Genomic DNA, 13395 nt, shown 5'->3' with positions numbered 1-13395 from the left:
CACCGTGGGGAGCGCCTTGCCGCATGCGCTAGGCCATGTCGCTCTGGCTGAACTCCTCGGCGAGGAAGTCGATCAGGGTGCGCACCGAGGGCAGCAAGCCACGGCGTGAGGCGAATATCGCATGGACGATCCCGCATTTCGGTGTCCAGCCCGGCACCAGTTCCACCAGGCGTCCGGCGGCCAGGTCTTCGCGTACCACGACCGTGGGCAGGTGAGCGATGCCGATGCCCGCCAGCACCGCATGACGCAAGGCCAGCAGGTCGTCGGTGACCATGCGCGGTGCGTGGCGGATCAGCGCGCGGGTGCCGTCCGGGCCGAACAGCTCCCATTGGTATTCACGTTGCGCCGAACCCCAGTGGACGCTGGGCAGGCCATTGAGGTCCGCCGGCGAGGCGGGGGACGACAGGCCTTCACGATAGACCGGGCTCCCCACCAGGCACTGGGTGCTGTTGCTCAGCACCTTCATGACCATGTCAGTGTTTTCCAGCGGGGGGAAACGGACCCGCAACGCGATATCGAACCCTTCGTGGAGCAGGTCGACGCGGCGGTTGGTGCTCTCGATGAACAGCTCCACCCGCGGGTACTTGACCATGTAGCGGGTCAGCATCGGTCCGACCCAGCTGTTGAGCAGCGCCGTCGGGCAACTGATGCGCACCAGTCCCTGGGGTTCCGAGCGGTTGCGTTCGATCACTTCGGCGGCGCTTTCAGCCTCGACCCGCATGGCCAGGCAGCGCTGGTAATAGGCCTGGCCGATTTCCGTCAACGAACAATGCCGGCTGGTGCGATGGATCAGCCTGACGCCCAGGCGCTCCTCCAACTGGGCGATACGCCGGCTGAGCTTGGACTTGGGCATGTCCAGCGCCCGGCCAGCGGGGGCGAAGCCGCCGTGTTCGACCACTTGGGTGAAGTAGTACAGGGTGTTGAGGTCTTCGATGATCGTTCTCCTGATGGAACGCTACGGCCGATTTTTGCAGTCTAGCGCATCAAGGGGCGCGGTTTTAAGCTGTTCCATCGAATGGCAACACCCGATCGGAGACTCAGCATGAAAAACATCACCGGCGTCTATACCAGTCCGCGGCCTCATTGGGTCGGCGACGGCTTTCCGGTTCGCACGCTGTTTTCCTACGATAATCTGGGCAAACATGTCAGCCCGTTCCTGCTGCTCGATCATGCGGCCCCCAGCGAATTCGCACCGACCACCGAGCGACGCGGCGTAGGCCAGCACCCTCATCGTGGTTTCGAAACCGTGACCATCGTCTACCAGGGCGAACTGGAACATCGTGATTCGACTGGCAGCGGCGGCAAGATCGGCCCCGGCGACGTGCAATGGATGACCGCTGCATCCGGCATCGTTCACGAAGAGTTCCACTCCGAAGCCTTCGCCCGGCAGGGCGGGTTCATGGAAATGGTCCAGCTGTGGGTCAACTTGCCCGCCAAGGACAAGATGGCGCCGGCCGGCTACCAGACCATTCTCAAGGGCGACATCCCACAGATCGCGCTGAAGGACGGAGCCGGTAGCTTGCGCCTGATTGCCGGGTCCTTCGAAGGGCATCAAGGCCCGGCGAAAACCTTTACCCCGATCGACGTCTGGGACATCCGCCTGAACGCCGGGAAGCACCTGACCGTGGCCGTGCATGACGGTTACAACAGCGCACTGGTGGTGCTTCGCGGTACCGTCCAGGTCAACGGCCGTGAACGCGTCGAGCAAGGGCAACTGGCCCTGTTCGAACGGGCCGGCGACCAATTGAGCCTGCAAGCCGACCATGACGCGGTGGTCCTGTTGCTCAGTGGCGAGCCCATCGATGAACCCATCGTCGGCCATGGCCCGTTCGTGATGAACAGCCAGCAGGAAATCCTCCAGGCCTTCGAGGATTTCCATTCCGGGCGCTTCGGCCGGATGCAGGGCTGAAGTGGTCGCATAGCCCTGTAGACCTCACCTGTGGGAGCGAGCTTGCTCGCGATAGCGGTATCTCAGGCGAAAAAGGATGTTGAAGGGGCCGGCCTCTTCGCGAGCAGGCTCGCTCCCACAGGGGGCTGGGGCGTGCCTGGGATTTGTCGTGGGGTGACCTCTACAGCGTGTTCATTCTGTGCCAATCTTCGCCAATGGCCTTCCTGGAGCTGTCCCGATGCTGTCTCTGTTCACCGACCACCCGCTGCTCTGTGCCCTGGCACTGCTTGTGCTCGATCTGGTGTTGTGGCGGCTTGTCAGCGCCGACCGGACCTACTGGAAAATCGGTGTACGGCTGCTGATCTTTTCGTTGTTCAGCGTGCTGCTGTTCAACGAAGGCCTCAATCCCATGGAAAAAGCCCAGTGGGTCGACGACGTGCCCCGGCACCTCGCGGCGACCGGCTTGCAGATCGGCTGGTGGTTGTTCGCCGCGCGCACCCTGACGGTGATGATCGGTGCGGTGATGATGCAACGGGTCGGCCATACCGGGCGGCTATTGCAGGACCTGCTCGGTGCGGTGATTTTCCTGGTCGCGGTGATCGCCGCGTTGGCTTACGTGCTCGACCTGCCGGTCAAAGGCGTGCTGGCGACGTCCGGCGCGATGGCAATCATCGTCGGCCTGGCGTTGCAGAGCACCCTCAGCGATGTTTTCTCCGGCATCGTGCTCAATACCACCAAGCCCTATCAGGTCGATGACTGGATTTCCATCGACGGCACCGAAGGCCGGGTCACCGACATCGATTGGCGGGCTACACGGCTGCAGACCTCCCAAGGGAGCATGGCGGTGATCCCCAACTCGCTGGCGGCAAAGGCCAAGATCATCAATTTCAGCCGACCCAGCGATGTCCATGGCTTGTCGATCAGCATCCAGGTGAGCCCTCACGCACGGCCGCAAACGGTAATCGACGCACTGGAGCGGGCGATGGTCGGCTGCCGTGCGTTGCTGCCCAGCCCGGAGCCCTGCGTGGCGCTGAAAAGCACTGGCAGTGGCGGGGCGGAATACGAGATCAGTGGGTTCGTTGCCTCGATGGGCCAGAAGCGCGGGGTGCGCAACCAGTTGTTCGACCTGGCATTCCGGCATTTGCAGGCGTCCGGCGTGAGCCTGCTGTCCACCAGTGAAAGTGCGGCGCCCGCGGTGGTGTCCCGGCCCCGGGCATTGCTGGAGAGCTCGAACATTTTCTCGACCTTGCGCCAGGATGAAAAAGACACTTTCAGCCAGAACATGACCCTGCAAACCTTCCGCGCCGGCGACGTGATCCTGGCGGCCGGGGAGGTCAGCGATCATCTGTTCATCATCGAGTCCGGGGTGGTCAGCGTGACGCTCATGCGTAACGGCCAGCCGCTGGAGGGCGGGCGCATGGGACCGGGGGAAGTCATCGGCGAAGCCGGAATTGTCGCCGAACAAGCCGCACTGGCGAACTTCTCCGCCAAGACCTTCTGCACCCTGTATCGCATCGAGAACAGCTACCTCAAGCCCTGCCTCGAAGCCCGTCGCGATATCAACGACGCGATGAAGAACCTGCTGGACGTGCGCATGCACCTGGCCCAGAACCTGACTCGCGACGTGCCCAAGCCGGTGGCCAAGAAGCGTTTTTTGCAGTGGTTGCGCAGTCGGGCCTGAGTAGTACCTGTGGCGAGGGAGCTTGCTCCCGCTGGGCTGCGCAGCGGCCCCAAAACCAGACACCTCGGTGCAGCGGGTAAACCGTGCCAGCCGGTTTACGACTGCTGCGCAGCCGAGCGGGAGCAAGCTCCCTCGCCACGAAGGCATTCTTTGATTTCCGGACCATTGGCCACCCGAACTTCCCAACAATTGGCTATTTGTCCAGCGCCAGGGCAGGGCTAACGTAGCGCCACACCCCATTGTTCCAGGAGTTCACCATGCAACCGCGTATCGATTTCTACACCGCTTCCCCCGACGCCTACAAAGCCATGCTGACGCTGGAAAACACGGTGTCGAAACTGGGCCTGGAAAAGTCCCTGCTGGAGTTGGTCAAGCTGCGTTCCTCGCAGATCAACGGCTGCGCATTCTGCATCGACATGCACACCGCTGATGCGCGCAAGGACGGCGAGACCGAGCGGCGCCTGTATGCCGTGACCGCCTGGCGCGAAGCACCGTTCTTTACCGGCCGTGAACGCGCCGCGTTGGCCTGGACCGAAGCGCTGACACGCCTGAGCGAGACCCATGCGCCGGACGCGGACTACGCGCTGCTGAGCGAGCATTTCACGCCCAAGGAGATGGTCGACCTGACCGTGGCGATCAACGCCATCAACGGCTGGAATCGGCTGGCGGTGGGCTTTCGGAAAATGCCCGAGGTTTGATTCGAGCCCTGCTTACCTCAGGTAGTTCTTGGGCGTGAGACCGGTCATGAGCTTGAAGAAAGCGATAAAGGCGCTGTCGCTGGCAAAGCCCAGTTCGAAAGCGCAATAGCTCAGGCTGCGGCCAGTGGCGAGCAGTTCAATGGCACGCATCAAGCGCCATTGCTGACGCCACTGCTGATAGCTCATGCCGGTTTCCCGTTGCAGGATTCGCCCGATGGTCCGGCCACTCGCGCCGATCTGCTGCTCCAGCACAGCCAGCGCCGGTGGCAGTTGTTCCAGAGTCTTGAGCAGCGGCGCCAGGCGCTTGTCTTGAGGCAGCGGCAGCAGCATCGGCTGTGGTGCAGCCTGGCGGATTTCCTCCAGGCAAAGGCCCAGCAGATGCGCGTTGCGGCCCTGCATCCAGTCGCTGTCAAACGCAGCGTGGGCGATCGGTTCAAGTACGGCGCGCAGCAGTGGCGAAACCTCGATGATGCGCACTTGCGAAGGTAGATCGGCGCACAAAGCCGGCGTCAGGTAGATCGATCGATACTCCACGCTCTGTTGCATCACTGCGCGATGCGGCGTACCCGGTGGAATCCAGGCCGCTCGTGAGGGAGGCAGCAGGCAAAGCTGCCTTTGCAAGGTGATGCGCGTGCAGCCCTGAAAGGTGAACAGCAATTGCCCACGCCGGTGAGCGTGCAAGCCAGAATCGTGATGACCCAGCGTTGCGGCGATGCCAACGACCGGCGCTTGATGGCGATCGGGGTCGAAGCGGGCGTGAGCGTCGAGCCAAGCCATGAGTTTGTCCGATTTCAGCGATTTATTGTCAGGCCTTGGATAATACGACAGTCATAGCGTTTATAGACTGCTCGCCATTCTTTCAGCGAGCACTTTCCATGACATCCCGTCCTCTGCTTCATCTGGCGATCGCCCTGGTCATGTTTCCCCAGATCGCCCAGACCCTTTACAGCCCTGCATTGGCAGACATCAGCCAGGCCTTTGCCGTCAGCGCCCAAATGGCGGCGCAGACGCTTTCGGTGTTTTTCCTGGGGTTCGCTCTCGGAGTGGTGGTATGGGGGCGCCTCTGTGATCGCGCGGGCCGTCGGCCCGTCATGCTGGCCGGCCTCGCGTTGTACGGGGCTGCGACCGTGCTCGGTTTGAACGCCTCCAGCTTTGAGGCGTTGCTGGCTTTTCAGGCCTTGGCCGCGTTCGGCGCCGCAGTCGGTTCGGTGGTAACCCAAACGGTTTTGCGTGACCGCTTCCAAGGCGCCGAACTGGGCCAGGTCTTCTCGATCATCGGTATCGCATTGGCGGCCAGTCCGGCTATCGGTCTGTTCAGCGGCGCGGGCCTGGTGGAGCTCTTCGGGTATCAAGGCGTACTCGGCGCACTCCTGCTGCTGTCGTTGATCCTGCTGCTGTGGTGCGTGTGTGCCTTGCCCGAAACCTTACCGGTCCGACTGCCTCCACCGCCGCTGTTGAAAACCCTCTGGCGCATGCTGGTGGACCCGGCCATCTGGCGTTCGGCATGGCTGGTGGCTGCGTTCAACGTGGCGCTCTTCAGCTACTACAACCTTGCACCGTTCCAGTTCGAACGGCTCGGCTTGAGTCCCGCCATGTTCGGTTACAGCGGAGTGGTCCTGGCGTTGGGTTCAGGTTTGGGCGCCTGGCTCAACAAGCGCCTGCTGGCACGCGGATTCGACGGCAATCAATTGTCGGCCCTGGCGGCGATTGTCCTGCTGGTGGGCGGTTCGGGTGTGCAAGGCCTGCTTGATAGCGGCAGCTTTGTCGCACCGATGATGCTGGTGGTGCTGGCGTTCGGCATGGCGATCCCCAACGTCCTGGGTGCGGCGCTCGTACATTACAAGGATTGCCTGGGCACGGCCGGCGCGCTGTTCGGCCTGTTCTACTACGTGCTGATCGGCGCTGCGCTGATGCTCGCCGCCTGGTTCCAGGCGCTGGGCTGGACCTTGATCCTTTGCGGCACGCTGGCGGTGGGCTTGACGGTGCGTCAGTTGCTGCGTGCCAAACGCCAGTCATCCCGTGCCGGGAACTAAGCCCGATCACTTTTCTTCTACCCACAATAGGCGGCCCAAAGCCGCCTTTGTCAGAGGAGTCGATCATGCAAGTTCAAGTCAACAGCAACCATATCGAAGGCAGTGTCCGATTGCAGGAGTGGGTCGGCAGTACGGTGGTGGACGCGCTACAGCGTTTCGAAGACCAGTTGGCCCGGGTTGAAATCCACGTCAGCGACGAGAACGCCCAGAAGGGCGGCGCCGCGGATAAACGCTGCCAGATCGAGGCGCGTCTGCAAGGCGTTGCCGCCATTTCCGTGAGCCACAAGGCCGAAAGCCTGGAGCTGGCGGTCGAGGGCGCCGCCGAGAAAATGCTGCATGCGCTCGATCATCAGGTCGGCAAGCTCAACCCCGCCGTCGAATCCATGGGGCGCGTGACCGCTCCGGTGGATGAAGCGCCACCGGAATTGGTGGACGCCATGCTGGAGGAAGATTTCCTCGCAAACCAAGAGGCTCGTGGCAAAGAATAAAAGGAGACGATCATGACCGCTCATCAACCCTTCAGCCGGCAGGTATTGGCCGAGCTTCTGGCGTTCGACGAACAGCCGAGCCTTTCGTTGTATATGCCTACCCACCGTACATTCCCCGAACGCAGCCAGGACCCGATCCGCTACAAGAACCTGGTGCGCGAACTGCAGACGCAACTGGAACAACAGCATCCGGGCGTCGATTGCGCGCCGTTGCTTGAGCCTTTTCATGCGCTGGTGGACGACCAGGATTTCTGGAACTCTAATCGGGACGGCATCGCGGTGTTCGGCGCCCGTGACTATTTCAAGGTCATCGCGGTGAACCAGCGCCTGCCGCAATGCGCATTCGCCAACAGCCATCCTTATCTGAAGCCATTGTTGCGTCTGGTCCAGTCGACCGAACGTTATCAGGTGCTGTGCCTGACCCGTAACGAGGTGTGGTTGTACGAGGGCTCCTCCCAACAACTGGAAAAAGTCGAGCTGGCCGACGAGGTGCCGCGCAACCAGAACGAGGCGCTCGGCGATGAACTGACTTCAGGTGACCAGCAGGGTTTCCCCAACGGCTTCAGCCGCAGCAGTGAGCGCGGCGATCCGATGATGCATGAATCCGCCGGCGGCGGTAAGCAGGACGAAATCAACCTCGACCGCGAGCGGTTTTTTCGCGCCGTGGACAAAGCCATCCTGGAACATTACTCGCAGCCTTCGGGCTTGCCGATGATCCTCGTGGCCCTGCCGGAAAACCAGGCGGTGTTTCGCGCGGTCAGCCATAACTCGCAGTTGTTGGCCCAGGGCATCGATGGGGACCCTTCGAGGTTGAGCGTGGAGGAGTTGCGCGTCCAGTGCTCCAAGGTCATGGCCCACAGCCACTCGGACCGGGTCGTCGATAGCCTCAATCGTTATGGTGTCGCGGTCGGCCAGGGACGGGCGCTGGACAACCTCGCCGAGATCGCCAAGGCCGCCTGGGAAAGCCGCATTGCGCTGTTGCTGGTGGAGGCGGAGCGCCAGGTGCCCGGCCAGCTCGACGCAGACAAGGGCCGCTTGATCATTGACGAGACCGGCGATGAACAGGCGCCTGACGTGCTGGACGAATTGATCCTGGCCGTGACCCGGCAGGGCGGCGAGGTAATCGTCGTGCCGCCTGAGCATGTCATGCCGACCGATACGGGGGCGGCGGCGGTGTGCCGGTTCTAGGCAATCCCAGAGGCAGTGTCGAACCCTGTGGGAGCGAGCTTGCTCGCGATAGCGGACTGACCTTCAACATAAATGTTGACTGATATACCGCCATCGCGAGCAAGCTCGCTCCCACGTTGTATTTTTTCTGCCCAGGTGGTCGGACGGCGTTTGCTTCCAATTAATAAGAACGATTACTATTCGTGCCCCGTCCCCACAGCACGCCGCGATGATTCCCAAGCTGCCTCGCAGACCCGGCTTTTTCGAGCATTACGAAGAGTTGATCGGCACCTGGACCCGCCGCCTGCGCAACCGCGAGCAGGCCGAGGACCTGGCCCACGACGCCTTCGTGCGCGTGCTCGAGTCCGATTCGGCGCGGGTCGAGCAGCCACGGGCCTATCTGCACCAGACAGCGCGCAATATTGCAGTGGACGGCTATCGGCGTGAAGATCGACGGGGCGCCATTGAGGAAGCGGCGCTTGACCCTGGTTATTCGTTTGCGGGCGACCCGGAGCACTACATGCACGCGATCCAGCTGGCGGACTCCATCGAACGGGCGCTTGCCGAGCTGCCGGCCCATTGCCGCACGGTGTTTGTCTGGCAGAAGATCGAAGGCCTGACCCAGGCGGAAATCGCCGAGCGCCTGGGCCTGTCAAAAAACATGGTGGAAAAGTATATGATCCGCACCCTGCGCCATCTGCGTGATCGCCTCGACGGACCGGATCAATGAGCGGTCGTCCTTTTCCACCCGAGCCACAGGACCCTTCCATGATGGATAGCCGTGACTGCCCGTGCGGGCAGAGCAGGGTTCGCGACGAGGCGGCGCAATGGTTCGTGCGTCTGCAGGACCCGGTCATGAGCCTCGACGAGCGTCAGCGTTTCGAGGCCTGGCTGGGCGAACACCCCAACCACCGCGATGAAATTCAACTGCTGCAAGGGATCTGGAGCGCAACGGACCTGCTGCCCCGGGAGCGCTTGCAAGCCTTGTGCGAGCGGCCCGCCGAACGCCCGAGACGCAGGCCTTTGCTGCGCTATGCGGTGGCCGCCGGATTGGTGGCGGTGGCGGTCGGGCTGGGGTTGTTCAGCGGCCTGGGTGCGTCGAGCGATTACCGCAGCGAATTCGCCACTGCCCTCGGTGAGCGTCGGCATGTCGCGCTGCCGGATGGCTCGCTGATCGACCTCAACAGCCGCAGCCATGTGCGTGTTGTCTTCGAACATCGCCAACGTCGGGTAGAGCTGGTCGAGGGGGAGGCGCTGTTCAGAGTCGAGCATGATGCCGCGCGCCCGTTCACCGTTGACGCGGGCAACGGCCAGGTGACGGTGACCGGGACGCGCTTCGACGTGCGCCGCGATGCCGGCAGCACCCGGGTGGCGGTGGAGGAGGGTAGCGTCAAGGTCCAAGGGCGTGATTTCCCCATCAATCTCACGGCCGGCCTGGGCACCCGGATCGATGCTCAAGGCAAGGTCGCGTCACCGTACCCGATCAACGCCGATGAACTCACCGCGTGGCGCAACGGCAAGCTGGTGTTCAACAACGCGCCGTTGAGTGAAGTCGCCGAGGAGGTCTCCCGTTATCGCGCCAAGCCCCTGCGGGTTGCCAGTGCCGCGGTGGGCAACCTGCGCCTGACCAGTGTGTTCCGTTCGGACAATCCCGAGGCGCTGCTCAAGGCCTTGCCGAACATCCTGCCGGTGGCCGTGCGCACACTTGACGACGGCAGCCAGGAAATAATTGCGAAATAGATTCAGGTTTTTTTCGAGTTCTTCGTCTTCTTGTCCAACTGCAACTGGTTTGCATTAACAGACGCGTATTCTTGCGATTCGACAGGACAAGGTTCGACGTGAAAACTTCCGCCAAGAACAACAAACGTACCTCCACCCGTTGGCTACCGCTGGCCCTGACCCTGGCGGTCAGCGCCGCGTTGCCCGAGGCTTTTGCCGACCAGACCGTCACGGCGATCCACATCCAGGCGCAACCCTTGGGTCAGGCGCTGAGCCAGCTTGGCCAGCAGACCTCATTGCAGGTGTTTTTCAGCGCGGAGCTGGTGGCCGGCAAACAGGCACCGGCGGTGCAGGGCAACCTGTCTCCCGAGGTGGCTCTGGGTCAATTGCTCAAGGGCAGCGGTTTGCAATACCAGATCGATGACGGCTCGGTGACTGTGTTGCCGGCTCCTTCGGCGTCTACCGATGGCCCACTGGAGTTGGGCGCCACCGAGATCCAGGTGGTCGGCGACTGGCTTGGCGACGCCAACGCCGAAGTGGTACAGAACCACGCCGGCGCGCGGACGGTGATCCGCCGCGAAGCGATGGTCGAGCAGGGCGCCATGAACGTCGGCGATGTCTTGCGGCGGGTCCCGGGCGTGCAGGTGCAAGACGCCAACGGCACCGGTGGCAGCGACATCGCCCTGAACGTCGGCGTGCGCGGCCTGACCTCGCGCCTGTCGCCGCGCTCCACGGTCCTGATTGACGGCGTACCGGCGGCCTTCGCGCCATACGGCCAGCCGCAACTGTCCATGGCACCGATTTCGTCGGGCAACCTGGACAGCATCGACGTGGTACGCGGTGCCGGCTCGGTGCGCTACGGCCCGCAGAACGTCGGCGGCGTGATCAACTTCGTGACTCGCGCTATCCCGGAAAAAGCCACCGGGGAAATCGGCAGCACCCTGGAGACCTCCCAGCGCGGCGGCTGGAAGCACATCGACACGGCGTTCCTGGGCGGTACCGCCGATAACGGGCTGGGCGTGGCGCTGCTGTATTCGGGCATCAACGGCAACGGATATCGCAAGAGCAACAACGATAACGACATCGACGACGTGATTCTCAAGACCCACTGGGCACCGACCGACGTCGATGATTTCTCGCTGAACTTCCACTACTACGACGCCGAGGCCGACATGCCCGGCGGCCTGACCCAGGCACAGTACGACGCCGACCCGTACCAGTCCGATCGCGACTGGGACAGTTTCAGCGGCCGCCGCAAGGACGTGTCGTTCAAGTGGATCCGCGAAATCGGCGAGCGCACCCAGGCCGAAGTGCTGACCTATTACTCCGACAGCTTCCGCGGCAGCACCATCGCCTCGCGGGACCAGCGCAACCTGGTGTCCTACCCGCGTAGCTATTACACCTTCGGCATCGAGCCGCGTGTGTCCCATGTGTTCGACCTCGGGCCGACCACCCAGGAGGCCAGCGTCGGTTATCGCTACCTCAAGGAAGGCATGCACGAGGAGGCCAGCCGCCTGGCGCTGCGCAACAACGAACCGGTGGTGCGTCCGGGCGCCGACGGTCACGTCTATCAGGACCGGACCGGTGGTACCGAAGCCCATGCGGTCTACATCGACGACAAGATCGACGTGGGCAAGTGGACCATCACTCCGGGCATCCGCTTCGAAAACATCAGCACCGAATGGCACGACCGCCCGGTGCTCGACACCGCCGGCCGCCCGGTGCAGGAAAAGCGCCGCAGCATCGACAGCAACGAACCGTTGCCGGCCTTGAGCGTGATGTACCACCTGTCCGACGCCTGGAAGCTGTTCGCCAACTACGAGACTTCGTTCGGCAGCCTGCAGTATTTTCAACTCGGCCAGGGCGGTGACGGCAACAACACCGCCAATGGCCTGAGCCCGGAAAAGGCCAAGACCTACGAGATCGGTACGCGCTACAACGATGACGTGTGGGGCGGGGAAGTGACGCTGTTCTACATCGACTTCGACGACGAGTTGCAATACATCAGTAACGATGTGGGCTGGACCAACATGGGCGCCACCAAGCATCAGGGGCTGGAAGCGTCGGTGCACTACGACATGGCCGCGTTGGACCCGCGCCTCGACGGCCTGACCGCCAGCGCTGGTTTCACCTATACCCGGGCCACCTATGAAGGGGACATCCCGAGCTTCAAGGGTCGTGACCTGCCGTTCTATTCGCGCCAGATTGCCACCGTGGGCCTGCGCTACGAAGTCAATCGCTGGACTTACAACCTCGATGGCTTCGCCCAGTCCGGGCAACGTTCACCGGGCAACAGCGTGAACCCCGATGGCAGTTTCAGCGATAACTACATCACCGACGGCACCGCCGATGGGCAATACGGCGACATGCCGGGCTATATGCTCTGGAACGTTCGGGGCGGCTATGATTTCGGCTCGCAGCTGTCGAACCTGAAACTCGGCGCGGGGGTGAAGAACCTGTTCGATCATCAGTACTACACGCGTTCCAGCGACAACAACTCGGGTATCTACGTCGGCGCGCCGCGTACGTTTTTCGTGCAGGCGAGTGTGGGGTTTTGAGCAAATACCCAGCGGCCTGAAACGCGGTCCCAAGGCTCAAATACAATCCCGTGGCGAGGGAGCTTGCTCCCGCTGGGTCGCGAAGCGGCCCCAAAACCTGTCGAACGCGGAGCATCAGGTACTCCGCGTTCGCCGGGTTACGACTGCTTCGCAGCCGAGCGGGAGCAAGCTCCCTCGCCACGGGGAATCTGCAGGGCTTAGACTCTTGACACTTTCCCGCAACCACCGCCCAACGGGCGTGTCTACGTCGGCGCACCGCGTACGTTTTTCGTGCAGGCGAGTGTGGGGTTTTGAGCAAATACCCAGCGGCCTGAAACACAGTCCCAAGGCTCAAATACAATCCCGTGGCGAGGGAGCTTGCTCCCGCTGGGTCGCGAAGCGGCCCCAAAACCTGTCGAACGCGGAGCATCAGGTACTCCGCGTTCGCCGGGTTACGACTGCTTCGCAGCCGAGCGGGAGCAAGCTCCCTCGCCACGGGGAATCTGCAGGGCTTAGACTCTTAACACTTTCCCGCAACCACCGCCCAACGGGCGTATCTACGTCGGCGCGCCGCGTACGTTTTTCGTGCAGGCGAGTGTGGGGTTTTGATCAAGTACCCAGCGGCCTGAAACTCAGTCCCAAGGCTCAATTAATTCCCGTGGCGAGGGAGCTTGCTCCCGCTGGGTCGCGAAGCGGCCCCCAAACCTGTCGAACGCGGAGCATCAGGTACTCCGCGTTCGCCGGGTTACGACTGCTTCGCAGCCGAGCGGGAGCAAGCTCCCTCGCCACGGGGAATCTGCAGGGCTTAGACTCTTGACACTTTCCCGCAACCACCGCCCAACGGGCGTATCTACGTCGGCGCGCCGCGTACGTTTTTCGTGCAGGCGAGTGTGGGGTTTTGAGCAAATACCCAGCGGCCTGAAACGCGGTCCCAAGGCTCAAATACAATCCCGTGGCGAGGGAGCTTGCTCCCGCTGGGTCGCGAAGCGGCCCCAAAACCTGTCGAACGCGGAGCATCAGGTACTCCGCGTCCGCCGGGTTACGACTGCTTCGCAGCCGAGCGGGAGCAAGCTCCCTCGCCACGCGAAATCTGCAGGGCTTAGACTCTTGACACTTTCCCGCAACCACCGCCCAACGGGCGTATCTACGTCGGCGCGCCGCGTACGTTTTTCGTGCAGGCGAGT

General features: G+C 62.6%; 11 protein-coding genes. 9 read left to right on the top strand and 2 right to left on the bottom strand.

Features of this window, described 5'->3' with window-relative positions; genetic code table 11:
• Positions 1-28: 28 nt before the first annotated feature.
• Positions 29-934: a LysR family transcriptional regulator gene (locus J3P89_RS19820; protein WP_305501314.1), complete on the bottom strand. Its 906-nt coding sequence runs from the start codon at positions 932-934 to the stop codon at positions 29-31.
• A 108-nt stretch (positions 935-1042) separates the two neighbouring features.
• Between J3P89_RS19820 and J3P89_RS19815 the strand changes: the two genes are divergently transcribed.
• The 3 genes from J3P89_RS19815 to J3P89_RS19805 all read left to right on the top strand — a co-directional run bounded on the left by J3P89_RS19815 (position 1043) and on the right by J3P89_RS19805 (position 4267).
• Entirely contained in the window at positions 1043-1909 is an 867-nt protein-coding gene (locus J3P89_RS19815; protein WP_434695410.1) for a pirin family protein, read from the top strand.
• A 217-nt stretch (positions 1910-2126) separates the two neighbouring features.
• A complete protein-coding gene (locus J3P89_RS19810; protein ID WP_434673931.1) occupies positions 2127-3569 on the top strand; it encodes a mechanosensitive ion channel domain-containing protein in 1443 nt (480 codons plus the stop codon).
• 257 nt (positions 3570-3826) lie between these two features.
• The gene (locus J3P89_RS19805; RefSeq protein ID WP_434569239.1) at positions 3827-4267 is read left to right on the top strand and encodes a carboxymuconolactone decarboxylase family protein; all 441 of its coding nucleotides are present in this window, start codon (positions 3827-3829) and stop codon (positions 4265-4267) included.
• A 12-nt stretch (positions 4268-4279) separates the two neighbouring features.
• On the opposite strand, the gene J3P89_RS19800 is transcribed toward J3P89_RS19805, so the two are convergent.
• Positions 4280-5044, bottom strand: coding sequence for an AraC family transcriptional regulator (locus tag J3P89_RS19800; protein ID WP_434695409.1), 765 nt, complete (start codon positions 5042-5044; stop codon positions 4280-4282).
• A 98-nt stretch (positions 5045-5142) separates the two neighbouring features.
• Between J3P89_RS19800 and J3P89_RS19795 the strand changes: the two genes are divergently transcribed.
• The 6 genes from J3P89_RS19795 (at position 5143) to J3P89_RS19770 (ending at position 12232) form a co-directional block, all read left to right on the top strand.
• On the top strand, positions 5143-6300 hold the full coding sequence (locus J3P89_RS19795) for an MFS transporter (RefSeq protein WP_434695408.1): 1158 nt from the start codon (positions 5143-5145) through the stop codon (positions 6298-6300).
• 65 nt (positions 6301-6365) lie between these two features.
• Positions 6366-6788 carry an HPF/RaiA family ribosome-associated protein gene (locus tag J3P89_RS19790; protein WP_434569238.1) on the top strand — a complete coding sequence of 141 codons (423 nt, stop codon included), beginning with the start codon at positions 6366-6368 and terminating at the stop codon, positions 6786-6788.
• A 12-nt stretch (positions 6789-6800) separates the two neighbouring features.
• Positions 6801-7976: a hypothetical protein gene (locus J3P89_RS19785; protein WP_434624968.1), complete on the top strand. Its 1176-nt coding sequence runs from the start codon at positions 6801-6803 to the stop codon at positions 7974-7976.
• Between the two features lie 208 nt (positions 7977-8184).
• A complete protein-coding gene (locus J3P89_RS19780; RefSeq protein ID WP_434695407.1) occupies positions 8185-8685 on the top strand; it encodes a sigma-70 family RNA polymerase sigma factor in 501 nt (166 codons plus the stop codon).
• A 38-nt stretch (positions 8686-8723) separates the two neighbouring features.
• On the top strand, positions 8724-9695 hold the full coding sequence (locus J3P89_RS19775; RefSeq protein WP_434695405.1) for a FecR family protein: 972 nt from the start codon (positions 8724-8726) through the stop codon (positions 9693-9695).
• Positions 9696-9793: 98 nt separating this feature from the next.
• On the top strand, positions 9794-12232 hold the full coding sequence (locus J3P89_RS19770; RefSeq protein ID WP_434695403.1) for a TonB-dependent siderophore receptor: 2439 nt from the start codon (positions 9794-9796) through the stop codon (positions 12230-12232).
• The last annotated feature ends 1163 nt before the right edge of the window (positions 12233-13395 follow it).

Source organism: Pseudomonas sp. Z1-14, assembly GCF_051132005.1.
GTDB lineage: Bacteria > Pseudomonadota > Gammaproteobacteria > Pseudomonadales > Pseudomonadaceae > Aquipseudomonas.
The sequence above is the reverse complement of the archived record's forward strand: the minus strand, read 5'-3'. Positions and strand labels throughout refer to the sequence as shown.